Annotated in this window: 19 protein-coding genes; 9 read left to right on the forward strand and 10 right to left on the reverse strand. The window is 73.4% G+C overall.

From position 1 onward, the window contains the following. The first annotated feature begins 4 nt into the window (after positions 1-4). From ACWDZ7_RS04195 to ACWDZ7_RS04230, 8 genes are all read left to right on the forward strand, one after another. Positions 5-2569 (forward strand): FtsX-like permease family protein, encoded by a 2565-nt coding sequence (locus ACWDZ7_RS04195; protein WP_451794635.1) that lies wholly within the window; start codon positions 5-7, stop codon positions 2567-2569. A 26-nt stretch (positions 2570-2595) separates the two neighbouring features. Continuing rightward, positions 2596-3363 (forward strand): ABC transporter ATP-binding protein, encoded by a 768-nt coding sequence (locus tag ACWDZ7_RS04200; protein WP_451794636.1) that lies wholly within the window; start codon positions 2596-2598, stop codon positions 3361-3363. A 1-nt stretch (position 3364) separates the two neighbouring features. After that, positions 3365-5932 carry an FtsX-like permease family protein gene (locus ACWDZ7_RS04205; RefSeq protein WP_451794638.1) on the forward strand — a complete coding sequence of 856 codons (2568 nt, stop codon included), beginning with the start codon at positions 3365-3367 and terminating at the stop codon, positions 5930-5932. Positions 5933-6069: 137 nt separating this feature from the next. Further along, positions 6070-7182 (forward strand): radical SAM protein, encoded by a 1113-nt coding sequence (locus tag ACWDZ7_RS04210; RefSeq protein ID WP_451794640.1) that lies wholly within the window; start codon positions 6070-6072, stop codon positions 7180-7182. Then, positions 7179-8162 (forward strand): radical SAM protein, encoded by a 984-nt coding sequence (locus ACWDZ7_RS04215; protein WP_451794642.1) that lies wholly within the window; start codon positions 7179-7181, stop codon positions 8160-8162. Before ACWDZ7_RS04210 ends, ACWDZ7_RS04215 begins: the two co-directional genes overlap by 4 nt. Positions 8163-8256: 94 nt before the next feature. Next, on the forward strand, positions 8257-8955 hold the full coding sequence (locus ACWDZ7_RS04220) for an iron-containing redox enzyme family protein (protein ID WP_451794644.1): 699 nt from the start codon (positions 8257-8259) through the stop codon (positions 8953-8955). A 72-nt stretch (positions 8956-9027) separates the two neighbouring features. Further along, the gene (locus ACWDZ7_RS04225; protein ID WP_451794646.1) at positions 9028-9225 is read left to right on the forward strand and encodes an aroma-sacti cluster domain-containing protein; all 198 of its coding nucleotides are present in this window, start codon (positions 9028-9030) and stop codon (positions 9223-9225) included. A gap of 122 nt (positions 9226-9347) precedes the next feature. Next, complete coding sequence (locus ACWDZ7_RS04230) at positions 9348-11249, forward strand: BTAD domain-containing putative transcriptional regulator (protein ID WP_451794647.1); 1902 nt, start codon at positions 9348-9350, stop codon at positions 11247-11249. Here the strand turns inward: ACWDZ7_RS04230 and ACWDZ7_RS04235 are convergent. The 9 genes from ACWDZ7_RS04235 to ACWDZ7_RS04275 form a co-directional block, all read right to left on the reverse strand. After that, positions 11212-11859 carry a GAF domain-containing protein gene (locus ACWDZ7_RS04235; protein ID WP_451794649.1) on the reverse strand — a complete coding sequence of 216 codons (648 nt, stop codon included), beginning with the start codon at positions 11857-11859 and terminating at the stop codon, positions 11212-11214. The genes ACWDZ7_RS04230 and ACWDZ7_RS04235 overlap by 38 nt on opposite strands. Then, positions 11860-12717 carry a S8 family peptidase gene (locus ACWDZ7_RS04240; RefSeq protein WP_451794650.1) on the reverse strand — a complete coding sequence of 286 codons (858 nt, stop codon included), beginning with the start codon at positions 12715-12717 and terminating at the stop codon, positions 11860-11862. It lies immediately after the preceding gene. After that, a complete protein-coding gene (locus ACWDZ7_RS04245; protein ID WP_451794652.1) occupies positions 12714-15803 on the reverse strand; it encodes an adenylate/guanylate cyclase domain-containing protein in 3090 nt (1029 codons plus the stop codon). Before ACWDZ7_RS04245 ends, ACWDZ7_RS04240 begins: the two co-directional genes overlap by 4 nt. Positions 15804-15864: 61 nt before the next feature. Then, positions 15865-17361 (reverse strand): MFS transporter, encoded by a 1497-nt coding sequence (locus tag ACWDZ7_RS04250; RefSeq protein ID WP_451794654.1) that lies wholly within the window; start codon positions 17359-17361, stop codon positions 15865-15867. Continuing rightward, positions 17361-18047 carry an iron-containing redox enzyme family protein gene (locus ACWDZ7_RS04255; protein WP_451794655.1) on the reverse strand — a complete coding sequence of 229 codons (687 nt, stop codon included), beginning with the start codon at positions 18045-18047 and terminating at the stop codon, positions 17361-17363. Before ACWDZ7_RS04255 ends, ACWDZ7_RS04250 begins: the two co-directional genes overlap by 1 nt. Beyond that, the gene (locus tag ACWDZ7_RS04260; RefSeq protein WP_451794657.1) at positions 18044-19138 is read right to left on the reverse strand and encodes a radical SAM protein; all 1095 of its coding nucleotides are present in this window, start codon (positions 19136-19138) and stop codon (positions 18044-18046) included. The genes ACWDZ7_RS04255 and ACWDZ7_RS04260 overlap by 4 nt, the downstream gene beginning before the upstream one ends. 159 nt (positions 19139-19297) lie before the next feature. Then, entirely contained in the window at positions 19298-20149 is an 852-nt protein-coding gene (locus ACWDZ7_RS04265; RefSeq protein ID WP_451794658.1) for a metallophosphoesterase family protein, read from the reverse strand. Positions 20150-20188: 39 nt separating this feature from the next. Beyond that, complete coding sequence (gene qcrB, locus ACWDZ7_RS04270; protein ID WP_451794659.1) at positions 20189-21835, reverse strand: cytochrome bc1 complex cytochrome b subunit; 1647 nt, start codon at positions 21833-21835, stop codon at positions 20189-20191. Positions 21836-21928: 93 nt separating this feature from the next. Further along, positions 21929-22594, reverse strand: coding sequence for a maleylpyruvate isomerase family mycothiol-dependent enzyme (locus tag ACWDZ7_RS04275; protein WP_451794660.1), 666 nt, complete (start codon positions 22592-22594; stop codon positions 21929-21931). A gap of 70 nt (positions 22595-22664) precedes the next feature. On the opposite strand from ACWDZ7_RS04275, the gene ACWDZ7_RS04280 reads away from it, so the two are divergent. Further along, positions 22665-23573: a LysR family transcriptional regulator gene (locus tag ACWDZ7_RS04280; protein ID WP_451794661.1), complete on the forward strand. Its 909-nt coding sequence runs from the start codon at positions 22665-22667 to the stop codon at positions 23571-23573. A gap of 8 nt (positions 23574-23581) precedes the next feature. On the opposite strand, the gene ACWDZ7_RS04285 is transcribed toward ACWDZ7_RS04280, so the two are convergent. After that, positions 23582-25486, reverse strand: a complete 1905-nt coding sequence (locus ACWDZ7_RS04285; protein WP_451794663.1) for a helix-turn-helix domain-containing protein — start codon at positions 25484-25486, stop codon at positions 23582-23584. Between the last annotated feature and the right edge of the window lie 112 nt (positions 25487-25598).

Raw genomic sequence — 25598 nt, forward strand, 5'->3', positions numbered from 1 at the left:
CTTCGTGCTGAGGCTGGCGCTGCAGACCCTGCGTACGCGACGTGCGCTTTTCGCGGGTTCCCTCGCCGCGGTCACGCTCGCCCTGGTCCTGCTGACGGCGTCGGGCGTGCTGCTGGAATCCGCGCTGCGCGGCGAGGGCGAGGCGAATCGCTTCGACGCCGCGTCGCTCGTCGTCACCGGCGACCGGGACGAGGGTCTGGACGGCAAGGACCACTCCCCCGGTTTCGGCGACGTGGAGGCGCCGCTGGTGCCCCGGCCGCAGCTGCCGGGCGTGCTGACCGCACGCGTCGAGCGGGTCGAGGGGGTCCGGGACGCGGTGCCCGACCTGGCCTTCTCCGCTCAGGTCGCGGGCGCCGACGGGCGGCCCGTGGGGCCCGCGCTCGGGGAGCGTTCACTCGGCCACGGCTGGGACAGCGCGCGGCTCACGCCCTACCGGTTGCGGGAGGGGATGCCCCCCAAGGGGCCGCGGGACATGGTGGTCGACGCCGCTTCGGCCGCGCGTGGCCGGATCCATGTCGGCGACAAGGTGCGGGTGTTCACGAGCGTGGAGGGGCGCGGAACGTACCGCGTGAGCGGTGTGGCGGCGCCGCCGCGCGCCGGGTTGACGAAGGACCAGGTCGCGCTCTTCTTCAGCGCCGCCACCGCCGCGCGGCTCGCGCCGCCGGGCGGTGACGTGCACGCGATCGCCGTGACCACCGACGCCGGGGCGGACCCGGCGGCGGTGGCTTCGCGTGTGCGGGACGCGCTGGGCGCCGGGGCGGGCGTGCGGGTGCTGACCGACACGGCGAGCGCCGAGATCTCCGTCAGCGACGTGCAGTTCCTGGACACGCTGGTGTTCGTGGTGAGCATGGGCTCCCTCGCGGTCTTCGTGGCGCTGTTCGTGATGGCGAGCGGTTTCGCCTTCGCCGTCCTCCAGCGGCACCGCGAGATCGCGCTGCTGCGGGTGATCGGGGCCACGCCCCGGCAGGTGAAGCGCATGCTGGGCTGGGAGACGCTGTGCGTCGCGCTGATCGGCGCCGCGATCGCCGTGCCGCTCGGTGCGGCCCTCGCCGAGCCGCTGGCCCGGGGCCTGGTGGACCTCGGCATCGCGCCCGAGGAGCTGACGGTGCGGGTCGAGTGGCCGCCGCTCGCCGGGGCCGCCGCGGTCGGCGTCCTCATCACGCGGCTCTCGGTGGTGGCCGCGGCTCGGCGGGCGGCCCGGGTCCGCCCGGAGGAGGCGCTGCGCGAGGCCGAACTCGCCGACCGCCGCCTGCCGTTGTCGCGCGCCCTGACGGGGTGCGCGTTCCTTCTGTTCACCGGGTGCTTCCTGTTCTTCGGCATCGCGATGGGCGGGGTGCAGGGCGCGGGGCTCGCGTTCGGCGGTGTGCTGACGCTGCTCATCGCGGCGGCCGTCCTCGGGCCCGCCCTGGTGCGTCCGCTGGTGCCGCTCGTGGGCACGCTGCTGCGCCCGCTGTTCCGCCGCACGGGGCGGCTCGCGCTCGCCAACAGCTCGGCGGGGCCGCGCCGGGTGGCGTCCGCCGCGGTGCCGCTGATCCTGATGATCGGCTTTCCGGTGTCGGCGCTGTTCATGCAGACCTCGCAGCAGTCGACGGCCAAGGAGTGGGCGGCCGAGCGTCTCCTGGCCGACCACGTCCTGGTCCCCGAGGACGCGACGGGCCTGCCGCCCGCCGTCGCCGAGGACGCCGCGCGGCTTCCCGGCGTCGCCGGGGTGTCGGCCACCAGCGGCGCCTGGGTACGGGTACAGGTGCGCACCGACGAGGCGGAGAGCGTCAACTCCCCCGCGCTCGCGGCCGATCCGCGGCTGACGGACGCCCTGGACCTGCATGTGCGCGAGGGCAGCCTGAAGGGCCTGACGGACGGCACCGCCGTGGCGGTGAGCCAGGAGCAGGCGAAGGAGTACGGCTGGCGGGTCGGCGACTCGGTGCGGATGCGGCTGCCCGACGGCACGCGGACGAAGCTGCGGATCGGGGCGCGCTACGACCGCTCCCTCGGCTTCGCCGATCTGCTCGTGCCCAGCCGGGTGCTGCGCGCCCACACGCCCGACCCGCTCCTCGACGCGGTGTACGTCAAAGCCGAACGTGGTGGCGGACAGAGGGCGCTCAGCCAGGAGCTGGCCGAGCTGACCGGGACGTGGCCGATGGCGCGGGCCGCCGACCGTGACGCGGTGCGGGCCGCGGGGGCCGACGAGGCGGCGTCGCAGACGTGGCCCGCGTATGTGTTCAGCGCGCTGATCGCCGTGTTCACCGCGCTCGCCCTGGCGAACACCCTGGTGATGGCGGAGCTGGCGCGCACCGGGGAGTTCGCGGTGCTGCGCCTCGCGGGCGCCACGCGCAGGGACGTGCTCGCGCTGGTCGCCGGGGAGAGCTCGGTGGTGGCGGCCTGCGGACTGCTGCTCGGCGGGGGTGTCGCCGCCGTCGTGCTGGCGGCGACCAGCGTGGCGCTGAGCGGTCGCGTGGACCTCGCCGGCCCGCCCCTGTTCCTCGCCGGGGCCGCCGTCGGCGCCGTCCTGCTGACCCTGGTGGCCGCGCTGATACCGGCCTCGCGGCTGCTTCGTGACCGTACCCCGTGAACGTATCCGATCCGGAGGAAACCCCCATGACCCTGCCCGATCAGGAGGCACGCCGGTCCGCGCCGCTGACGCGCTCCGCTCTGCGTCTGAACCAAGTGACCCGGACCTACGGCCACGGCAACGGCACCGTGCACGCGCTGCGCGAGGTGTCCGTGGCGCTGCCCGCCGGGTCCTTCACCTCGGTGATGGGCCCTTCCGGTTCCGGCAAGAGCACCCTGCTGCGGTGCGCGGCCGGGCTCGACCGGCCCACGTCCGGTGAGGTGTTCCTCGGGGACACCGACATCAGCAGGATGCGGGAGCGGAAGCTGACGATCCTGCGCAGGGAGCGGATCGGATTCGTCTTCCAGTCGTTCAACCTCGTGCCCTCGCTGACCGCGCGGGAGAACATCCTGCTGCCGTTCCGGCTCGCGGGGCGGCGCCCCGACCGCGACTGGATGCGGGACGTGATCGCGCGGACCGGGCTCACCGACCGGCTGCGGCACCGGCCCGCCGAGCTCTCCGGCGGCCAGCAGCAGCGCGTGGCGGTGGCGCGGGCGCTGGTCACCCGGCCCGAGGTGGTCTTCGCGGACGAGCCGACCGGTGCACTCGACCTGGGCTCGGGGCAGGACGTGCTGCGCCTGCTGCGGGAGGTCGTCGACACGACCGGGCAGACGCTGGTGATGGTCACGCACGACCCGCAGGCCGCGTCCTACGCCGACCAGGTCCTCTTCCTCGCCGACGGTGTGATCGTCGACGCGATGGAACGGCCGAGCGCGCAGCGCGTCTCCGACCGCATGTCGCGGCTGGGGTCCTGAGATGCTCAGGCTCGCGTTCACGGGCATCCGTCAGCACCGGTACGGATTCGTCGGCGCCCTGTGTGCCGCCGCGATGGCCGCCATGCTGATCGCCGCCTGCGGAATCCTGGTGGAGTCGGGGCTGCGGGCGGCGCCGCGGGCCGACCGGTTCGGCGCCACCACGGCGCTGGTGCGGATGGACCCGGACGTCGTGATCCGCACGGGCTCGGGACAGAACGTCGACCACGAGAGCTATCCGCTGGACCAGCCGCCCCGGCTGTCCGAGCGGCAGGTGGCCCGGCTCGGCGGGGTGCCGGGCGTGCGGCGCGTGGTGACGGACACGCCCTTCTACGCCCAGGCCGTCGCCGCGGACGGGTCGCCGCAGGCGGGGCCCGACGACGGCGTCACCGAGGGGCACGCGTGGGAGGCCGCCGCCCTGACTCCGTTCGCCCTGGCGTCGGGGAAGGCGCCGGGCGCGGCCGACGAGGTGGTCCTTGACGCGGGCACGGCCGCGCGCGGAGGCCACGAGGTCGGCGACCGGGTGCGGATCGTCACCGCCGAGGGCGCCGCGACCTACCGCGTCTCGGGGATCGCCCGCCCGCGCGGCCGGGACGAACTGCCCGACCAGTCCTCGCTGTTCTTCACCAAGGACACCGCCGAGCGGCTCGCAGGAAGCGGCGGGAAGGCCGCCTACGCGGGGGTGTTCGCCAAGGGGCTCTCGGCCGACGCGGTGGAGCAGCGGGTGCGTGCGGCGCTGGACGTGCCGCACCTGGATGTCCTCACCGGTGACGCGCGCGCCAAGGCGGGGGCGCCGGGCACCACGGAGCGGCTCGCGTCGACGACGCTGCTCTTCGGGCCCATGGCCGGCATCGGCGGTTTCCTCGCGGTGTTCGTGCTCGGCGGCACCATCGCGCTCGGGGTGCTCCAACGCACCCGGGAGATCGCCTTGCTGCGGGCGGTCGGTGCGACGTCCTGGCAGGTCAGGCGGATGGTGGCGGCCGAGACGCTGCTCGCGGCCACGGCCGGTCTGCTGCCCGGCCTCCTGCTCTGCGTGCCGCTGTCCGGGGTGATCCTGGACCGCCTGCACGAGCGCGGCACGGCTCCGGAGGCGTACGAACTCAGCCTCGGCCCGCTGCCGTTCCTGCTCGCCGGGGCCGCCACCCTGCTGCTCGCGCTGATCGCGGCGCTCGCGGCGGCGGGGCGGATCTCCCGCGTCCGGCCCGCCGACGCGCTGCGCGAAGCGGTGGCGCCGCGCCGTCCCGTCACCGTCACCCGGGTGCTGCTCGCGCTGCTGCCGCTCGGCGGCGGCATCGCGCTGTTCTTCGCCACGCAGCACATCGGCGGCGAGGTCGGGGTCGCCTTCCAGTATCTGATCGTGCTGCTCCTGATGGGCGCGGCGGCGCTCCTCGGGCCGCTGCTCGCCCGGGTCCTGGAGCCCCCGCTGGGCGCGCTGGTCTCGGCGCTCGGCGGGGTGACGGGGTGGCTGGCGCACGCCAACTCCCGGTTCTCCGTGCGACGCGTGGCCTCCATGGCGTCGGCGCTGATGCTGACCGTGGCGATGGCCTGCACGGTGCTGCTCGTCACCGGTTCGCTCAACCGCATCACCGCCGAGCAGACCGACCGGCGCACCCGGGCGGACCTCGTGCTGCTGCCCGGCGACTCCCCCGGGCTGCCGGCCGACGTCACCGAGGCGGCGCGTGGCCTGGACGGTGCGGGCGCCGTCGCGGCCACCCGCTCCACCACGGTCATCTCGGAAGTCCTCGGCACCCCGGACATCCTCGGCGCGCAGGCGCTCGACCCGGCGGCGGCCGGCGAGGTGATGGACCTCGGCCTGCGCGAGGGCTCACTGGCGAGCCTGGAGAAGGACGGCACCGCCGCCGTCAGCCGCACCTACGCCAAGCAGCGCGGTTTCGGCCTCGGGGACCGCTTCCAGGGCTGGCTCGGCGACGGCACGAAGGTGACGCTGACCGTCGGCGCCGTCTTCGACCGGCCGCTGGGGCTCGGCGACATCCTGCTGTCCGAGCGCTATCTGGGACCGCACCTGCACGAGAACCTCACCGACTCGGTCCTGGTCCGTGCCGCGCCCGGCCAGGGCGAGCGGCTGCGCGCGGCGGCCGCGGCGCTCGCCAAGGACCATCCGACGGTCGAGGTGACCGACGTGGACGAGTACGCCCACGGGCTGCGCACCTCGCTGGCGCGCAACACCACGGGCACCTACCTGGTGCTGTCGGTCCTGGTGCTGTTCACCGCCGTATCGATGATCAACGGGCTGCTCATGGGGACGGCCGAACGGGCCAAGGAGGTCTCGCTGCTCCGTCTCCTCGGGGCCGGCCCCCGGCACATCACGGGAATGCTGTATCTGGAGACGCTCATCGCCGTGCTGATCGGCGCCGCGACGGGCACGGCCATCGCCGTCACGGGCCTTGCCGGGGCGAACGGCGCTTTGACGGGGTCCACCGATTTCAGCATTCCCCCGGTCGGATACTCGCTGATCCTCGCGGGCGTTGCCGCATTGGCGCTGATTTCGACCGCTCTGCCCGCGGCACTCGCGCTGCGCAATCGCCCCGACGGGGTCCTTCCGTCCGTCTGAATACGTCGGTTGAGAACCGGTAGAACCGGTTCTCAACCGAGTTGAAAGACGAACGTAAGTACGGGACTTCATACTCGGACCAGATCTACACGGAAGCCGCAACAACATGTCGACGGAGGGGGATTCCGGTGCACCTCATGGAGATCTTGCGATATCGCCCGGTGCCCGCGGCTGCGGTGTTCTTCGGGATCACCCGCAGGTGCCCTCTCCACTGCAAGCACTGCTCGACCAGTTCCATGCTTGACAGCGAGGAATATCCCGAAGGGCTCTTCCGGCGCTTCGCCGAGACCTTCACGGCCCGAAACCGGCCGGAATTCGTCCTCATGTCGGGTGGTGAAGCCCTGCTGCGGCCGCGCCTGGTCCAGGACATCGCGGAACGCTCCCGCGCGGTGGGCGCCCGCACCCATGTGCTCTCCGGCCTGTACTTCGCCGAGCACGGGCGCATCCCACGTCCCGTGAAGCGGGCCATCGACGCGGTGGACCACTTCTCCGCGAGCCTGGACGTCTTCCACGAGGAGGAGGTCCCGCGGGCCGCGGTCTTCCGTGTCCTGAAAGAACTCATGGACGACGGCAAGCAGGTCAGCCTCCAGCTGACCGGCACGGGCCCGGGTGACCCGTATCTGGCCGACCTCACCGCCGAGGTCCGCCGGGTCTTCGACGACCGGGTGCCGATGCTCGTGGCCCCGGTCAGCCCGCACGGCCGCGCGGACGCCTGGCTCAAGCAGGCGCCCCTCCCCCGGGGCGAGGTGGCGCCTGCTCCCTGTGCCGTCTCCGCCTGGCCCGTCATCGGATTCAACGGGCAGGTGACGGCGTGCGGGAACCAGGACGTGATGGACGGCAAGGTGCCCCTGCCGCCCCACCTCTACCTCGGCCACATCGCCAAGGACGACTGGCCCACCATCAAGGAACGGGCCATGGGCAACCCGATGGTCCGGGCGATCCGGGCGACCGGCCCCGAGTACCTGATGGAGCGCCACGGCTCGGGCGGCGGCTGCGGCGCCGAGGGCTACTGCCAGACCTGCTGGGTGCTCTCCAAGGACCCGGCCGTGCCCGCGAACGTACGCCGTCTGGCACTCGAACCCACCACGCGCCTCGTCGAGGAGCACACCGAGGAACTCCTCGTCGAGGCCGGCCCGGTCTCCTTCGCCCAGCAGTACGGAATCACCGAGTACGCCGAACTGATCACCCTGGGCCTCACCGAGGCCACGGCGCCGACCGGCACCCAGCAGACCGCGGGGAGCACGCCATGACCGCGCTCACGCACCAGGACATCCTCACCATCCGCCGCGAACGCGGCTCCTCGGTCCTGCTGTTCCTCACCGACCGCTGCCCGGTGGGCTGCGCGCACTGCTCGGTGGACTCCCGCCCCGACAGCCCACGCATCACCGACTTCACCCTGCTGGAATCGCTCGTCGACCGGCTCGCGGAGATGCCGGAGCTCACCATGGTGGGCATCTCCGGAGGCGAACCGTTCGTCGAGCGGCGCGGCCTCACCCTGGCCGTGCGGCGGCTGGCCGACGCGGGCAAGCACGTGGTCATCTACACCAGCGGGTTCTGGGCGGCCTCGCCGCGCGCCCCGCAGTGGATCGACCGGCTGCTGCCCCTGACCACCGCGATCTACCTGAGCACCGACGCCCACCACGTCGACGGTCAGGGCCCGGAGCGGTTCGTCAACGCCGCGCGGGTCGTCGCACGGCACCGCGTACCCATCGTCGTGCAGTGCGTCGACGAGGGCGACAGCCTGGACACCACCCGTGCCTCGCTCACCGAGGCGCTCGGCCCCGACTGGCCCGCGCACGCCGAGCTGATCCCCACCCACGGGCTCCCGCACGGCAGGGGCGCCGCGCACTACGCCTGGCGGCAGCGCACCGCCGGGCGGGACTTCGGACCCTGCGACGTCGTCGACGCCACGGTGGTGCGCTACGACGGCCGCGTCACCGCCTGCTGCAACGAATCCGTGATCATGGGCGCGGGCCCGGCCGCCCTGCGCCGCGACACCGCCGACGGGACGGAGGCCGTGAGCGCCGTCCGCGGGTTCCACGACGACGACTTCTTCCGCGCCCTCGGCTCGGTCGGCCCCGGTGTCCTCACGGGGCTGCCGCGCTACCGCGACCTGGCGGACCGCGAGTTCTCCTCCATCTGCGGACTGTGCTGGACGATGACGAAGCGGCGCTCCGGGGAGAGCAGGCACGACGCGCTGCTCGCCGCCCTCGCCGGCCTCACCCGATGAACCGGTAAGCCCGCGGTCCGGTTTCCCGCCCGTGACCCGCCCGCCCGCGCCCCTCACTCCGGACTCCGCGTACCGCGAGACAGGAGAACTCCTCATGACCACCCGGCACAGCCGTGTGCTTCTCGCGAAAGTCGAGTTGCTGCTGCCCCGTCTCGCCGCGACATCGCGGGAGCTGTGGAATTCACCGCGACTTCGTGACCTCTATCCCGAGTATCTCTGCATGCTGCACACCGCGATCCGCTCCACCGTGCCCCTCATGGAATGCGCTCTGGAGGAGTCGAGGAGCCGTGCGGAGAACGATCCGGCCGCCGCCGTCCTGGCCACGTATCTCTCCCGGCACATTCGCGAGGAACAGGGCCACGACGAATGGCTCAGACAGGACCTGGAAGCCCTCGGACACGACCCCGAAGAGCCGTTGCGCCGTGTGCCGGCCGCGTCCGTGGCCAATCTGGTGGGCGCCCAGTACTACTGGATTCGGCATTACCACCCCGTCTGTCTGCTCGGGCATATCGCGGTCCTCGAAGGAAATCCACCCGCGCCCGGACTCGTCGACGAGCTGACGCGCCGCACCGGGTATCCGCGCGCCGGATTCCGCACCCTGGAGCGCCACGCCGCGCTCGACGTGAAACACCGTGACGAACTTCTGCGCACCATCGACGGAATGCCGCTGACGCACGACCTGGCCACCGCCGTCGGCCTCAGCGCGCTGCACTCCGTCGACGCCGCCGACGCCGCCCTGCGGACGGTGCTGGCCTCCCGCCGGGCCCCGGCCCTGGCGGCCACCCAAGCGTGAGGGGGCGCCCATTCCCCTCACATCCGGTGGTCCGCCGACCGACGGACCACCAGTCAACCAAGGAGGAACGCCATGTCGTTCGACGCTCTCAAAGAACTCGCCGCCGCCGGTCACAACTTCAAGGGCGCCAACCCGCAGCAGCTCGACGCGATCTCCTCCCTCAGCCAGGAGGAAGTCACGCTGCTCAACTCCATCAAGTCGCGTCTCGACGCCGCGGAGGACGTCGTGTCGCACAGCAACAGCCCGCTGAGCGGCGCCTTCGTCTGGTAGTCCGACGCCCGACGAGCCACCCGCCGTACGCCGGCTGATCACCATGAGGGCCCAGGTGCTTTCCCGCCTGGGCCCTGCGGCGCGACCACGAGAGGTACGCACACACGGGGAGGGATGCAACGGTGTTGCAGTTCAACGTGCTCGGGCCGCTCGCCGCGGTCACCCAGTCGCAGCAGCTCGCGCTGGGACCGTTCAAACAGCAGGTGCTGCTCGCGGTCCTGCTGAGCAGGCCGGACTCGGTGGTCCCGGTGGACCGCCTCGTCGACGCCCTGTGGAGCGAGGACCCGCCGCGCAGCGCGGGAAAGAACCTCCAGGTGTACGTCCACCATCTGCGCCGCACGCTGGCGCACGAGGACCCGGAGGCGAGTGCCAGGCTCCTGCACCAGAGGCCCGGCTACCGCCTCGCCGTCGACCCGGAGTCGATCGACATGGTCCGCTTCGAGCACGGCATCGACCTGGCCCGGCGGGCCGCGGCACAGAACGACGCGAGCCGCGTCGACAGGGTGATCCGCGAGGCCATGTCGCTCTGGCGGGGCAGACCCTTCGTCGGTCTGGAGGGCGTGGCGCCGCTGGACGCGGAGGCGGCCCGCCTCGAGGAGCGCCGCCTCTCCGGCCTGGAGGCGTGGTTCACCGCCCGGCTCCGACTTGGGCTGCACCACGAAGTGCTCGACGAGGTGGAGCCGCTGCTCGCCGAGCACCCCTTCCGGGAACAGTTCCGCGCCCAGCACATGCGGGCGCTGTGCGGGGTCGGCCGACAGAACGACGCGCTCATCGCCTACGACGAGACGCGCCGCCTGTTCTCCTTGGAGCTCGGCCTCGAACCGGGCGCCGTGCTCCAGCAGTTGCAGCAGGAGATCCTGGAGGGCGGACCGGTGGCCCAGGTGGGGCCCGCCGCTCCGGGCGCCCCCGAGCGCGCGGGCGGTCTCCCGCACGAGCCGCGACAGCCCATCGGAGCGGTACAACTTCCCCCCGGCCTGCCGGACTTCACCGGGCGTGAGCGGGAACTCGGCGAGCTGCTGCCCGACGTGGAGGCACACGCGGAGCCCGCGGCGCGCTGGCGGGTCACGGTGGTGACGGGCCCGCCGGGCGTCGGCAAGTCGTCGCTGGCGGTCGCCGCGGCGCACGCGGCGGCACAGGCGTACCCCGGCGGGATCTTCCACGTCGACCTCAGCGACGGGCGGGGGCTGCCGCGCTCCCCTGCCGAGGCGCTGGCGGAACTCCTCCAGCAGCTCGGGGAGCCCGCCGAGCTGCTGCCGCCGGATCTGCCCGGTCTTGTCAGGCGTTACCGGGCGCTGTTCGTGCTGCGCGTACCGGCACTGCTGGTCCTGGACAACGCCGTCCGCGAGGCCCAGGTGCGGCCGCTGCTCCCCAGCGCCGCGCTGGCCACCACCGTCGTGACCAGCTGCTCTCGTCTCGCGGGTCTGGACGGCTCCCAGGTGCTCGAACTGCGGCCGCTGGACGACCGCGACGCGCTGGAGCTGCTGCGGCGCGTCACCGGCGCCGCGGTCGTCGACGCCGACCCGCGGGCCGCGCGGCGCATCGCACGCTTCTGCGGCGGACTCCCGCTGGCGCTGCGCATCGCGGGCGCCCGGCTCGCGTCGCGGCGGGTCTGGCCGCTGGCCAAGCTCGCCGACCACGTGGAGTCCTCCTGCGGTCTCGACTGGTTCACGGTCGGCGACATCGATCTGCGCCGCAGCCTGCGGCGCGGCTACGGCACGCTCACGGACGAGGACTGGTCCGACCTCCAGCTCCTCGACACGGGCGGCGACTTCACGTTCATGGACGCCTGGCTCCGGCTCGGTGGCGAGCCCGTCGACACCGCGCGGACACTGAACCGGCTGTGCGACGCGCACGCGCTCACCAACGTGCGGCTGCCGGGCCCGGACGGCGCGTGCCTGTTCCGGCTCGGCGCCTTCGTGCGCGACCTGGCCCTGGAGAGGACTCCGCGGCGTCGGCACGGCACCAAGATCCAGGCGGACTGTCCGGTCACTCCCGCCTGCGCAGGACCTTCCCCAGGTCGCTGACGATCCGCAGGGCCGCCTCCTGCCTGCCGCCGTCCAGCGCGCCGATCTCCCTCGCCAGCGCGTGGACGGCGGCGGGCCCCACGGGTTCGGCGACGGCCGGCGCGGCGAGCCGGGCGCGCCGGGCGCCCTGCACGAGGGCCAGCGCCAGCGACGCCTGGTCCGCGAAGAGCGCCAGGAGCTCCATCGCGGCCAGCGGGGTACGCACCAGCGGGCTGCGGTCCAGGACTTCGAGGACACCGAGCGGTTCGTCGCCGCACAGCAGCGGCGCCGCCATCAGCGCCTTGGGCACATAGCTGGTGGACTCCGCGATGTCGCGCGCGAAGTGGGCGTCGCTGTCGACATCGTGCACCTCCACGGGCTGGCGCGACTGCAGCACCCACCCCGCGATGCCCCGCCCGGCCGGGAAGCGGCGGCCCACCAGGCCGTCCTCGCCCTTGCCCGCCACCGCCTCGAAGACCAGTTCCCCGCTGTCCTGGTCCAGCAGGGCGATGGAGCCGGCCTGCGCGTCGAAGATCGCCGCGGCGGTGCGGACCACGGAACGCAGCAGCGCGCGGTGGACGTCGTCCTCCTGCGCGCCGCCCTGCGCCGCGAACGGCCCGGTGTCGTCCATCTACTGGCTCCTCACATTGGCCGAGGCGAGAAACAGCGCCTGCTTGACCTGGAAGGCGGTCATGCCTCGGTGCTTGCCCACGATCCGTGCGCACAGCCCCGCCACGTGCGGGGTCGCGAAGCTGTTCCCCGTGCAGCGCCGGGTGGAGCCGCCGGGCCAGGCCGCGGGCACCTGCACCCCACGGGCGAAGAACTCCACCGGCGGACGCGGGTTGTACAGGAGCAGCCCGGGGTCGTCCTCGTCGTGACTGCCCACCGAGATCACCGAGGAGAACCGCCAGGGGAAGCTCTCCACCGGCATGTTGTGCGCGGAGGCGACGAGCAGGCTGCGTCCGAAGTACGCCTGATCGGCGAGGTCGTGGAGGACGGGGGCGAACTTCCTCCGGGTGGTGGACAGACTCATGTTGATCACGTCGTAGCCACGCTCGACGGCCCACCGCACGCCCGCGATCAGTGCGTCGCCCGAGCCCCGGAAGCCGGTGCTGAGGACCTGGACGCTGTCGACCTCGCACTGCGGCGCCAGGCCGCGGATGATCGACGCGCAGGCGGTGCCGTGCCCCGTGGAGTCCCCGCCCGCGACCCGGACGACCTCCCACCGGGGCGTCCCGTCGTCGTCCTCCCCGGCCTCCCGGACGAGATAGGAGGCGTTGACCGGACCGACCAGGGGGTGCCCGGTGTCCACACCGCTGTCGATCACGCAGACCCTGACGCCCCGGCCGCTCGCGCCGCCCCACGCCCAGTCCGCGCCGTCGTCGGCGCCCTCGCCCGCACCCGCGCCCGCCCAGTCGGTGCGGATCTCGATGGCCTCGCGGTCGCGGCCCAGCAGGTGCCAGGTCAGGCCCTCGGGCGCGGCCGTCATCGCACACCGTCCCGCACCGCGCGGGCCCTTCGCGCCCCCACGAGATGCCCCTTCGCGGTGAAGTGCCGTTCAGCCCGCGCGGCGGCCTCGGCGGCCTCGGCCCGACGGCCGAGCGCCGACACGGCGTGCGCGCGGTCGAGTTCGGCCGTGGCCAGGCAGGTGGGCGAGTCCGTCCGCGCGGCGGCCCGCAGGGCGGTGGCCAGATGTGCGTCGGCCGCTGCCGCGTCGCCCTGCCCGGCGGCGAGGCGGGCCCGCATGCCGTACACCTCGCACGCCGCCGCGGGCATGGCGCTCACCCCGTCCCGCACAAGCGTGTCGAGCAGGGCGTGGACGGTGTCGGGCGGCGCGTCCCGGGTGAGCAGGACGCGCGCGAGGTCGCGTACGGCGGTGGCGTGCAGCTGCGGGTCGCCGAGGCGCTCCATGCCGTCGGCGGCCTCGCGCAGCAGGAGTTCGGCCGCCTCCCAGCGTCCGGCGAGCTGTTCCACGCCGGCCATGAAGAGGCGTACGGCGGGGACCGCGAAGTGGTGGCCGAGGTCGGTGAGGGTGCGCAGCGCGTCGTCCAGGAGGCCGCGGCCCTCGTCGAACTCGCCGCGCATGGCGAGCAGGACCGCCGTCGGGCAGCCCACGGTGGCCCTCCCCACCAGGCGTCCGGCGAGGTGGTCGCCGCGGAAGGCGTGGCAGCTGCGCAGCGCGGAGCCGACCGGTTCGGGGCCCAGCCACAGCGAGACGGCGAGGGCGCCGAGGATGCCCGCGCGCTCCAGTTCGGCGCCGGCCCGCACCGACTCGTGCAGGGCGCGCTCCAGATGCTCGGCCGCCTCCTGGTGCCGGCTGCGGCTCTGCCGTTCCTGGCCCATGGCGAGGAAGGCGCGGGCGAGCCCGAGCGCGTCGTCGGCGTCGGTGAACACCGGGATCGCGGCGCGTGCGGCATCGAGAAGAGCCCCGAAGCCTTCCGTTCCCGGCTCCAGGTAGCCGAGTTGCAGCCGGACCCTGGCGGCGGTCCGCGCGTCCCCTGTCTGCCGCGCCTCGTCGAGCAGGCGGCGCATCTCGGCGACCGCCTCCTCCGCGTCGCCTGCGGCCAGCCGTGCCTCGGCCAGCGAGGTCCGCACCGCGAGCGCGGCCGGGGAGCGGTTCCCGGTCAGCGCGAGGGTCCGGCGCAGCAGGCCGACCGCCCAGTTGATGTCGCCGTGGGCGAGCGCGTCGGTTCCGGCCCGCCCGAGGTGGGCGGCGGCGGCCTCCGCGGTGCGCCGGACGCCCGGGTCCCCGGGGTCCAGCTCGGCGCGGAGCCGGGAGGCCTGTTCGAGGTGGGTGCCGATGGTGTGGTGGTCGTCGGGGGCGCGGCGCTCCACGTGCGCGGCGAAGCTCTCGTGTCCGCGGGCCCGAAGGAGTTTGGACATGCCGGTGTAGACCTCGTCGCGGATCAGCTGGCCGGCCGGGCGCCATCGCGGGTCGCCCGCCGGGCCGGGCTCCGCGGGCTCCAGGAAGCGGCGTCGCGCGAGGTCGCGCACGACGGGTTCGGCCGCCGTCCCGTCGGGGCCGGCGAGCGCGGCGAGGTCGGCGGCGGTGAACTCGGCACCGATCACCGAAGCGCGCTCCAGTACGGCCCGTTCGTCCGGGGCGAGCCGGTCGAGCCGGGCGGCGACGATGGCGCGCACCGACAGGGGTACGTCGTCGGGGTCGGCGCCCTCGGCGACCATCTCCATGATCTGCTCGACGAAGAGAGGGTTGCCCTCCGAGCGGCTGACGAGCCGGTCCATGGCGCGCTCGGGGAGCGACGGCGGCACGAGATGCGCCACGACGTCGTCCGGTGCGCTGCCGCGCTCGTCCGGAAGGCGGCCGCTGAGGCGCAGGACCAGCTCCCGGCAGTCGTCGCCGGCGAGCGGCGGCACCACGAGCGCGGTCGCGTTGAGTTTGCCGCTGCCCCAGCCGGCGTGCTGTTCGAGGAGGTCGGGCCGGGCGAGGCAGAGCACGAGGACGGGCGCGTCCTGCACCCAGTCGGTGATGTGGTCGAGCGCGCCGAGCAGGTCCTCGTGCGCCCACTGCAGGTCGTCGATGACGAGCACGAGCGGTTCCTGGCGGGCCAGGGCGGTGCACAGCCGCTGGAGCGCCCAGCAGGTCTCGTCGTACGAGGTGCCCGAGCGGCCCGTGGTCGCCAGGCGGGCCAGGGCGGTGGCGACGGCGGCGTCGGGGCCCTGGGTGCCGAGGAGCGCGGTGAGGCGCTCCCGCGGCGCCTCGCCGAGCAGCCGCCGCAGGAGGTCGGCGAGGGGCGCGAGCGAGCCTTCGCTGCCGTAGGGCGGGCAGCCGGTGCGGGCGACGGTCGCCCCGGCCCCGGCGGCCACGGTCGCGAAGGCGCGGGCCAGCCTGCTCTTGCCGACGCCCGGATCCCCGTACAGCGTCACCAGATGACAGGCGCGGTCCCGGCGCACCCGCCCGAACGCCAGGTCCAGCTGCGCGAGTTCGTCCCGCCGGTCGACGAGGGCGACGCCGCGCCCGCGGGACGCCCCGTGCTCGGGCGAGCCCGCCGAGAGGAGCCGCCAGGCGGGTACCGGGTCACGTCTGCCCTTGACGGTCAGCGGTGGCACCGGGACCGTCTCCGCGGCCTGCGCGATCAGGTGGTGGGTGTCGGCGCCGATGAGGATCTGCCCGGTGGGCGCGTGCTGTTCGAGACGGGCCGCCACGTTGACGACCTCGCCGGACACCAGGGCGTGCCCGGCGTCGGCGTCGCCCGAGGTGACGACCTCGCCTGTGTGGATGCCGATGCGCACGGCGACCGGTACGCCGTGCGCACCGTGCGCGGTCTCGGCGAACGTCTCGACGGCCGCGAGGATGTCGAGCGCGGCGCGGGCGGCACGCAGCGCGTCGTCCTCTCGGACCGCCGGGATGCCGAAGACGGCCATCACGGCGTCACCGATGTACTTCTCCACGGTCCCGCCGTGCCGTTCCAGGCAGTCGCTCAGTACGGCGTAGTAGCGCAGCATCACGTGGCGCAGCGCCTCGGCGTCCAGGCGTTCGCTGAGCGCGGTGGACCCGACCATGTCGCAGAAGACGATGGTGACGGTCTTGCGGCTCTGGGCGGTTCGCTCGCGCACGCTGTCGCCTCCCTCCCCCATGTGCCCCATGTGCCCCATGTGCTCCACGGGTCCCGCGTGGTCAGAACAGGACGCCCCCGATGATCGGTTCCGCGCTGTGCGCCTCGACCTCGGGGGCGCGTTCCTGGATGCGGGCCTGTACGTCGATCAGGGTCTCCACCTCTTCGTCGGTCAGCTCGGACAGGGCTTCGCGTCGGCCGTCGGGCAGTTGGTCGACGGGGAATCCGGCGCCGCGCAGCAGCTCCAGGTTCTTGTTCTCGGTCTGTGTCCGGTTCCCGATCCGGTTCTGGTCGTCGCTCCCGACACCGGTCACCTTCTCGCCCCTCCCGTAGATCCACACCACCACGCCCACGACACAGAGCGCCGCTCCCGCCGTGCGGAAGACGAAGCCGACACTGAACCAACCGGCGAGCACGGCGCCGAGCGGTGGCGCCGCGAGCTGGAGCAGGACGGGAAAGGCGTTCGCGGTCGACGTCACACGGCCGATGAGTTCCTGCGGGGTCTCCCGGTGCAGGACGTACGGGAAGACGACCATGATCCCGGCCGCGGCGAAGCCGATGCCGAACGCGACGGACATCCACAGCAGGGGAAGGCCGTCGACCCCCGCGCCCAGGCCGAACCCGATGCCGCCGACCAGCGCGCCCACGGTGATCTGTGCGAGGCCGAGGAGCACGAAGGGCCGCGCCCGCGTCCCCCACTGGCTGATCGCCAGGGTGCCGAGCACGGCGCCGAGCCCGACCGCCGCCACCACGTACCCCAGGTCCTGTTCGCCGACGGACAGTTCGCGCATGGCGAGCGGGGAGAGCGTGTCGAAGGCGAGGACGAGGAAGAGGGTGGCCGCCATGCTGCCGATCACGGCGATCAGCGCCGGGGTGCGGGCGATGAACGCCACGCCCTCGACGGTCTCGGCCCACAGCTTGCCCTTGCCCGCCCCGTGCCGTTCCCCGGGGTACCCCGCGTCGTCCCGGGCGGGCCGCCGGGGCAGCCGCACCGCGCAGAGCAGCAGGCCGGAGAGGACGAAGGTGGCGGCGTCGGCGACGAACGCGGCGCGCACGCCCCAGAGGGCGACGATCAGCCCGCTGAGGGCGGGGCCCGCGATCTTCGCCGCCTGGTTGGCGAAGACGGTCAGGGACATCGCGGACAGCATGTCGCGCTCGGGGACCACGGAGCGCAGGGTGCTCTGGTAGGCCGGGTTGAACAGCGCCGAGAAGGAGACCTTGAGCACCACCAGGGTGAGCAGCACGGGCAGTCCGGGCGCGGCGAGGAAGCCGAGCACCAGGCCGGCGCGTGCCACGTCGCAGCCGATGAGGACGGCCTTGCGGTCGCGTACCCGGTCGGCGAGCGCCCCCGCGACCGGGGCGAGCAGCACCAGCGGCACGGCGGTGGCCACGCTCACCGCGGCGAGCGCTCCCGCGCCCTGGTCCCATACGTAGGTGACGAGGACGATCAGAGCGAGGTAGTCGAGCCAGTCACCGATGCTGGAGACGACCTGGCTGGCGAACAGGACACGGAAGCGGCGGTGCCGCAGAGCCGCGGCCATCGCGGGCGGCTTCGCCATCACAGGGCCCCTTCCCTCTGTGTGTCGGCCAGATCCTCGAAGACGCGGATCACCGACCGCGCCGTGTGCAGGGCCGACCTGCTCACCGCGGCCGTCAGCCGTTCCTCCAGGGGCAGTTCATCGAGCAGCCGGCGCAGCTGCGCGCCGTGACCGACATCGGCGGCGGCGTGCCGGGCGAGCGTGCGGAAGGCGCGACGCGGCAGTCCGGTGCGCGCGCCGAGCACGGCGGCGACGTCGGGGCGGGGCGGGCTGCCTTCGAGGACCGCCTGGTACCCGAGGAGGCAGACGGGGTGGAGCCGGTGGATCCAGAAGTACTGCGCCCCGCAGAGCGCGGCTACCTCGCCGGGCGGCACGCTCCGCCAGACTCTCGCGGGGTCGTGCCCGAGGGCGGCGAGGTCCTCGCGCACCCACTCGTCGTGGCCGCGCTCCTCCTCGATGTGCCGCTCCCAGTAGGGGATCAGGGCGGCGGCCGACGGGTCCGCGTCCTTGCGTACGAGCTCTTCGCAGCGGTCTCGGGCGGACTCCATCAAGGGCACGGACGCCCGGATGATCTGGTGGGTGAGAACGAGGAACTCCGGGTAGATCAGGGCCGGCCGGTGCACCGCCCAGATCCTTTCGAGCGTGGCCCGCAGACCGGGCAGGAGCAGCCCGAGGGCGGCGTCGACGCGCGTGCCCGCCCCCGTCACGCGGCACCTCCGCCGAGTCCGGCCAGGTCGCGGTAGCCGCTGACCGCGTGCCGGGCGAGGAATCCGTCCGCGCCGCGCTCCTGGAGGAGCCCGCCGATCCGCTCCTCCAGCAGGCGGGTGCCGGGGCGTCGCAGGTAGGCGTCGGCCGCGGACTCGGCGTCCGGTGTGCCGAGGGCGCTGACGCACGTACCGCAGTACCCGGTGCCCCCGCCGCGGTTCTCGGTGTTCTCGGTGCGCAGGGCGTCGGCGAGGTGGAGCGGTCCGAAGGCCCTGATGCCGCGGAGCAGGGGGCGGTCGACGAGCCTGCGGCGGATCGTCGGCCAGTCGTCGTCGGCGACGTGGCCGAGGCGCAGGTGGCGGGGGAGCCGTCCGCCGAGGCCGTCGACGACGTTCTGGTTGCAGCAGGTGACCACCGTGCCGTCGAAGGCGACGACCGGCCACGCCGCCATCGCGCACGGGGAGGCACCGCGTGGCAGCTCGGCGGGGCCCGCGCCGGGCAGCCACCGTGCGGCCCGGCCCGCCGCGCGTACCTCGGCGACCAGGACGGGCACGCGGTCGCCGAAGGCGCGGCGGATGTCGTCGGTGACCTCCGCCAGATAGGGGTCGTCCGGGCCGAGGCCGGTGACCTGGACGCTCACGTCCTTGCCGGCGTCGAGGAGCCCGCGCAGGACGTCGAGGACGCGGGCCCGCTCCACTTGGGCCTCGTGGAAGACATCGAGGCTGGCCGCCACGTGGTCGACGGCGGCGAAGGCGTCCGCGACGGGGCGCGGGACACGGGCGCCGTCGCGGGCGAAGAACATCCCGGTCTGGACCTGGGTGCGGGTCCCCGCGGCCCGCGCCGTTTCGGCGAGGTGCTTGACGAGGCGCGGCCTGAGCAGCGGTTCGCCCCCGGTCAGGAGCAGGAAGTCGGGCCGGTCGTCGGGGCGCAGGGTGGCGGCGAAGGCGGTCAGCGGTGCCGCGTCGAGCTGCTCGGAGTCCATCGAGGAGGCGGTGGAACAGTGCGCGCAGGAAAGCGGGCACCGCCTGGTGAGCGTCATCAGGAGAGCGGCCGCGGGCCGGGACCGTGCCGCGAGCAGGTCGAGCAGGTGCATGGGTCCGCCTCCTCCCGGCGCCCGCGCCGTCCGGCCCATGCCCCGGCCGGACACGACGCCCTGCACCGAGCTTCACCGCCCCGGCTTGTCCCCCGGTATGCACCTGCTTGCGGAACCCTTGCCTACCGGCCCCGGGCCCGGCCCCGCGCCCGGCGTCCGCTAGCCCTCCTCCGGCACCGGCAGGATCTGCCGCAGACGCGGATCGGGGTGGAAGCCCCTGCGCCACTCGCGGGGGTAGCCGACGGAGGCCTCCACGTGGCGTACTCCGTCGTGCCAGGTGGTGCGGGGGATGTGCAGATGGCCGTAGACGACGGCCGCCGCGTCGTACTTCACGTGCCAGTCCGCGGACAGTTCGGTGCCGCACCACAGGGCGAACTCGGGGTAGCGCAGGACCCGGGTGGGCTCGCGGAGCAGTGGCCAGTGGTTGATGAGGACGGTGGGCAGGCCGGCGGGCCGCTCGGCGAGGCGCTCCTCGGTGAGTTTGACGCGGGCGCGGGACCAGTCGTCGCGCGTCGCGTACGGGTCGGGGTGCAGGAAGTACTCGTCGGTGCAGACGACGCCCGCCTCATGGGCGACCGCGAGGGCCTCCTCCTTGGTGTGCGTCCCTTCGGGGCGGAAGCTGTAGTCGTAGAGCAGGAACAGCGGGGCGACGGTGACGGGGCCGCCCGCGCCGCGCCACACCGGGTAGGGGTCCTCGGGCGTGGACACGCCGAGTCCGCGGCAGAGCGCGACGAGATGCTGGTAGCGCTCCTCGCCGCGCAGCTGGACCGGATCGTCCTTGGGCGTCCACAGTTCGTGGTTGCCGGGCGACCACACCACCTTGGCGAACCGCCCGGCGAGCGTGCGCAGCGCCCACTCGATGTCGGCCATGCGCTCGGCGACGTCCCCGGCGACGATCAGCCAGTCGCCGTCGGTCTCCGGCCGGATGGTCTCGACGTACTTCCTGTTCTCCGCGTACGCGACGTGCAGGTCGCTGATCGCCCACAGCTTCGGAGTCTTCTCGGATGCCATCACCGTGTGAGGCTAACCGAGTTGATCCGTCGGTGTCCGTCAGTGGTGTTCGCCCTCCCCGCGCTGGATGGCCAGGTACTCCTCCGCGGTCGCCTTCGGCACCTGCGCCTTCGGGCCGTACATGGCGCGGGAGAGGCGGGAGCGCAGACGGTCGGAGCGGGAGACCTTGCGGGCCACGCCGTTGGCGTCGACCAGGGGACCGATCTCGTAGGGCCGGTGCTGTTCATGGGCGGTCAGGCGGTACAGCTCCGCCTGCGGCAGGGGCTCGTGGATCTCGACGTACTCGCCGTGCGGCAGGCGTTTGACGGTGCCGGTCTCGCGCCCGTGCAGCACCTTCTCGTGGTCTCTGTGCTGGAGGCCGAGGCAGATGCGGTGGGTGATGACGTACGCGAGGACGGGCGCCACGAAGAAGGAGATGCGTACGAACCACGTGATGGCGTTGATCGAGAGGTGGAAGTGGGTGGCGACGATGTCGTTGCCGCCGCCGATGAGCAGTACGAAGTAGAGCGTGAGCCAGGCGACGCCGAAGCCGGTGCGCACGGGTGTGTTGCGGGGCCGGTCCGCGATGTGGTGTTCCCGCCTGTCGCCCGTGACCCAGGCCTCGACGAAGGGGTAGACCGCGATCGCCATCATGATCAGCGGGAAGAGCGAGAAGGGGATGAAGACGCCGAGGGCGAGCGTGTGCCCCCAGATGTTGATCTCCCAGGCGGGCATCACCCGGATCAGCCCCTCGGAGAAGCCGAGGTACCAGTCGGGTTGGGCCCCGGTGGAGACCATGTCGGGGCGGTACGGGCCGATCGCCCAGACGGGGTTGATGGAGGCGACCGCGCCCATGATCGCGAGCACGCCGAAGACGAGGAAGAAGAAACCGCCCGCCTTGGCGATGTAGATCGGCAGGAACGGCGCCCCCACCACGTTCTTCTCGGTCTTTCCCGGCCCCGCGAACTGGGTGTGCTTGTGGTAGAAGACCAGGATCAGGTGGGCGACGACCAGCCCGAGCATGATGCCCGGCAGCAGCAGGATGTGGATCGGATAGAACCGCGCCACGATGTCCTCGCCCGGGAACTCCCCGCCGAACAGGAACATGGCGAGATACGTCCCGACCACGGGGATCGAGAGGATCGCGCCGTGTGCGAAGCGCACGCCGGTGCCGGAGAGCATGTCGTCGGGGAGCGAGTAACCGGTCAGGCCCGTGATGATGGCGAGCATCAACAGGGTCCAGCCGAAGAGCCAGTTGACCTCACGCGGTTTGCGGAACGCGCCGGTGAAGAACACCCGCATCATGTGGACGAACATGCCGGCGATGAAGACGACCGCCGCCCAGTGGTGTATCTGCCGGATCAGCAGACCGCCGCGCACCTCCAGGCTGATCTCCAGCGTGGACTCGAACGCCCTGGACACCTGGAGGCCCTTGAGCGGCACGTAGGGGCCGTCGTAGGTGACCTCGGCCATGCTCGGCTCGAAGAAGAGGGTCAGATAGGTGCCGGTGAGGATCAGGATCAGGAAGCTGTAGAGGCAGATCTCGCCGAACATGAACGACCAGTGGTCGGGAAAGATCTTGCGCATCTGGCTCTTGGCGAGGGTGTTGATGCCGAGGCGTCCGTCCGCCCAGTCCGCGACCCGCTCGCCTCTGCCGGGCCGCGCGGGCCGCCCGCTTGCCCCGGTGCGCTCGATGCTTCCGCTCATGCGACTCCCCTTCAGGCGGCTACCAGAGTAGGTCGCACCTATGACGGATCCAACAGGTCCGGATGTGACAACCGGCCGCCGACAGGCCCTCGTTCACCTCAGGACATAACGCTCGCACCGCTCGCCGCGGAGCGTCCCCCGCGGGACCTTGCGGCCGTACGCGACGAGCAGCAGGTCCTGCGCGGCGCCGCGCACGGGGGTGCCGCTGCCGTACGACCAGTCGACGTCGTCGGCGTGCAGTGCGACGCCCGCGAGGTCGGCCCCGAAGAACTTGACGCTCTTGGCGTCGACGGCGCCCAGCAGGATGCGTACGCGCTCCAGCGGGACCCGGCGGTCAAGACCGAGGGCAACGGTGACGTCGAGGCCGTGCACCACGTCGTGGCCCAGCGCGGAGGTGTAGCCGCCGACCGGGGGCGTCCAGGGGTGGTGCGCGTTCTCCCTGAGCAGGGCGGCCAGTTCGGATGTCGACGACGCGGCGGCGTCCGCGCGGGCGCAGCGGTCCGTCATGCGGTGCAGGCTGCCGCGCGCCTTGACGAGTTCGAGGAGCGTCCTGGGCAGCGAGTGGCGGAAACCGAGGGACATATGGGCGACGACCTCGCGTACGCGCCAGCCCGCGCAGAGCGAGGAGGTGTCCCACTGGTCGGGGCTCAACGTGTCGAAGAGGTCGGCCAGTTCACATCGCTCGGCGGCGATCTCGGCGCGGACGCGGCTCTGGTTCTCTGTCGCCCTGTCTGCCGTCCTACCTGTCGTCTTCCTCATGACTCCAGGGTGATCAAGGCCCGGCCATAAGTCCAAGAGCTTCCTCTTCTCGCCACTAGCATCGCCGGTTATGGAACTCCGGCAGCTGAAGTACTTCGTCGCCGTGGTCGAGGAGGCCAACTTCACCCGCGCCGCGGCCCGGCTGCACCTGGCGCAGCCCGGCGTGAGCGCGCAGATCCGGCAGCTCGAACGCGAGCTGGGCCACCGGCTCCTCGACCGCTCCGGCCGTACGGTGACGCCGACCGAGGTGGGCCGGGCCGTGCTGCCCTACGCGCGGGCCGCGCTCGCCGCCGTCGAGGGGGCGCGGCGGACCGCGGACGAGTTCACGGGGCTGCTGCGCGGGCAGGTCATGATCGGACTCGTGTCGGGGGCGGCCACCCACGAGTTCGACGTCGTCTCCGTGCTCGCCGACTTCCATGACGCGCACCCCCAGGTCGAGATCGCCCTCACCGAGGACGCCTCCGACCGGATGCTCGCCGCGCTGCGCCGGGGCGAGCTGGACATCGCGCTGCTCGGCCTCACGACGCAGGAGCCGCCCCCGGACGTGGCCCTGGACATCGTGGTCGACGAGCCGCTGGTCGCCGCCGTGGCCCCGGATGATCCGCTCCTGCGCCCCGAGGGCCGTGCCGGCGTCCCGCTGGCCGAGCTCGCCGGGCGCCCGCTGATCACCCTGCCGCGCGGTACCGGTCTGCGCGGGGTCCTCGACGGGGCCTGCGCCGAGGCCGGCTTCCGGCCGCGTATCGCCTTCGAGGCGGCCTCCCCCGACGTCCTGACGCGCCTCGCCGCGCGCGGCCTGGGCGTGGCGGTGCTGCCGGCGCTGCCCGCGGGGACGGCCGCCGAACTGGGCCTGCGGACCCTGCTTCTCACCGACCCGCGGCCGCGCGGCCGCATAGCACTGACCTGGCGAAAGGACGGCCCGGCGAGCCCGGCGGCCCGCGCGCTCCTGACTCGCCTACGGGCGGAGCTGAGCGCCCCGTGAGCCCGCGCTCACCGCGGCGGTGTCAACCGGTGAAGGCGGAGCGCGAGTTGGGTCTCCAGGGTGCGCGCGGGACTGTTCCAGTCGTCGCCGAGGAGCCGAGCGACCCGCTCCAGCCGCTGCACGACCGTGTTGACGTGGACGTGCAGCACGGCCTTCGCCTTGGTGAGGCTGCGGTCCGCACCGAAGTACGCCTCCAGCGTCCGCACCAGCTCCGTGCCGCGCTCGGCGTCGTAGTCGAGGAGGGGGCCGAGCGTGGCCCTGACGTAGCCTCCCAGGTCGGCCTGTTCGCCGATGAGCAGCCCGACGAAGCCGAGGTCGGCGAGAGCGGCGCCGTGACCGATGTGGCCGAGCGCCCGCAGGGCGGAGAGGCAGCGGAGCGCCTCTGCGTGCGCGGCGGGCAGCCCGGCCGGTTCCCGAGCGGGACCGGCGGCGCCGACGGTGACCGGGGCGCCCATGCCTTGGCCCAGCTCGGTGGCGAACGTACGGGCGTCGCCGCCGGGTGTGTCGGTCGGGATCACGAGCACCACGTCGTCGTGGTGGAGCCCGGCCAGGCCGCTGTGGGCGCGGGCGACGCGGTGGGCGGCGGCGAGCAGCCGCGGCCGGGGCGCGCTCTCGCTGTGGGCGACGAACACCGCGTGCGGTCGCCCGAGTTGGACGCCGAGGCGGCGGGCGCGGCTCGCCAGGCTGACCGGGTCGCCGGTGGTGGCGAGCAGGTCGTTCAGGAGCTCGCCGCGCACCCGGTCCTCGGTCTCGGCGACGGACCGGCGCAGCAGGAGGAGCAGCGCGGTGACGACGCCCGCGCGCTCGAACAGCCGCCGGTCGGCGTCGGCGAGTTCGGCGCGTCCGGTCAGGGCGATGCTGCCGAGCAGTTCGGGCCCGGCAAGGACCGCGCAGACCCAGGTGCCGTCCTGCGGTACCGCGCGTCCGCTGGCGCGTGAGGCGGCGACGGCCGGGGCGGGCGGGGGCAGCGGTCCGGCTGCGGTGCGGGCCAGTTCGACGCCGTCCGCGTCGTGGATGAGGACGCCGCCGTCGAGGAGGGCGGCGATGCCGTCGGCCACGTCGCCCGCGTCGCCGCCGCGCAGCACGAGGTCGGTGAGCTGGTCGTGGGCCTGTTCGGCGCGGCGCATGGCCTGGCTGTGCGCGCGGATGGTCTCGGTGGCGGCGTTGAGGTCGACGAGCGCGGCCCGTGTCTCTTCGAGGAGGCGTGCTCCGTCGATGGCGATGGCCGCGTGGTCGGCGAGGGAGGAGAGCAGCACGATCTCCTCCGTCGCGAAGACGCGGGCGGAGCGGTCGGCGGCGTACAGCACCCCGATGACCCGGGGGCCGAGCCGCAGCGGCACACCGAGGATGGCGCGCAGCCCTTCCTGGAGGACGGCGCTGTCGATGGCGTCGGTGTGGTGGAAGCGGGGGTCCTGCTGGTAGTCGCCGGTGACGTAGGGGCGGGCGGTCTGGGCGACGAGGCCGCCGAGGCCCTCGCCCATGCCGAGCCGCAGCTGCTGGAAGGCGGCGGCCACGCTGCCGTCGGTCACCCGCATATAGGTGTCGCCGGCCGCCTCGTCGTTGAGGGAGAGGTACGTGACGTCCGTGCCCAGGAGCAGTTTGGCGCGGCGCACGATGGCGCGCAGCACGGCGTCCGGGTCGCGGAGCGCGGCCAGGTCGCTCGCGGTGTCGAAGAGGGCGGTGAGTTCGGCCTCGCGGCGGCGGTGCGCGCCCAGGGTGCGGTGGACGCGCAGCGCCACGTCGGTGGCCTCGTCGAGCGCCGCGAGGTCGCCGGGCGCGGCACCGGCCTCGCGGGCCCGGGCCGCGGGACGAGCGAAGTCCTCGGCGGGCGCGCCCCGCTCCAGCAGATCGAGCAGGCCGCGCAGACCCGCCTGAGGTTCGGCGCGGCCCGCGCCCTTGATGGTGGGGAGCATGGGGCGATGGTCTCCCGACGGGGTGGGTGCGGTCGATGGCCTGCCCTGGATGGGCGGGGCGGGCGCGATTGCTGGCCCGCCCTGAATCGACGGGGCGGACGCGATTGCTGGC

It is taken from the genome of Streptomyces sp. NPDC003032, assembly GCF_053591415.1.

Coding starts and splice junctions, on each gene's coding strand:
- ACWDZ7_RS04200 (WP_451794636.1), top strand. CDS start 2,596: ATGACCCTGCCCGATCAGGAGGCACGCCGGTCCGCGCCGCTGACGCGC.
- ACWDZ7_RS04205 (WP_451794638.1), top strand. CDS start 3,365: ATGCTCAGGCTCGCGTTCACGGGCATCCGTCAGCACCGGTACGGATTC.
- ACWDZ7_RS04210 (WP_451794640.1), top strand. CDS start 6,070: ATGGAGATCTTGCGATATCGCCCGGTGCCCGCGGCTGCGGTGTTCTTC.
- ACWDZ7_RS04215 (WP_451794642.1), top strand. CDS start 7,179: ATGACCGCGCTCACGCACCAGGACATCCTCACCATCCGCCGCGAACGC.
- ACWDZ7_RS04220 (WP_451794644.1), top strand. CDS start 8,257: ATGACCACCCGGCACAGCCGTGTGCTTCTCGCGAAAGTCGAGTTGCTG.
- ACWDZ7_RS04225 (WP_451794646.1), top strand. CDS start 9,028: ATGTCGTTCGACGCTCTCAAAGAACTCGCCGCCGCCGGTCACAACTTC.
- ACWDZ7_RS04235 (WP_451794649.1), bottom strand. CDS start 11,859: ATGGACGACACCGGGCCGTTCGCGGCGCAGGGCGGCGCGCAGGAGGAC.
- ACWDZ7_RS04240 (WP_451794650.1), bottom strand. CDS start 12,717: ATGACGGCCGCGCCCGAGGGCCTGACCTGGCACCTGCTGGGCCGCGAC.
- ACWDZ7_RS04250 (WP_451794654.1), bottom strand. CDS start 17,361: ATGGCGAAGCCGCCCGCGATGGCCGCGGCTCTGCGGCACCGCCGCTTC.
- ACWDZ7_RS04260 (WP_451794657.1), bottom strand. CDS start 19,138: ATGCACCTGCTCGACCTGCTCGCGGCACGGTCCCGGCCCGCGGCCGCT.
- ACWDZ7_RS04265 (WP_451794658.1), bottom strand. CDS start 20,149: ATGGCATCCGAGAAGACTCCGAAGCTGTGGGCGATCAGCGACCTGCAC.
- qcrB (WP_451794659.1), bottom strand. CDS start 21,835: ATGAGCGGAAGCATCGAGCGCACCGGGGCAAGCGGGCGGCCCGCGCGG.
- ACWDZ7_RS04275 (WP_451794660.1), bottom strand. CDS start 22,594: ATGAGGAAGACGACAGGTAGGACGGCAGACAGGGCGACAGAGAACCAG.
- ACWDZ7_RS04280 (WP_451794661.1), top strand. CDS start 22,665: ATGGAACTCCGGCAGCTGAAGTACTTCGTCGCCGTGGTCGAGGAGGCC.
- ACWDZ7_RS04285 (WP_451794663.1), bottom strand. CDS start 25,486: ATGCTCCCCACCATCAAGGGCGCGGGCCGCGCCGAACCTCAGGCGGGT.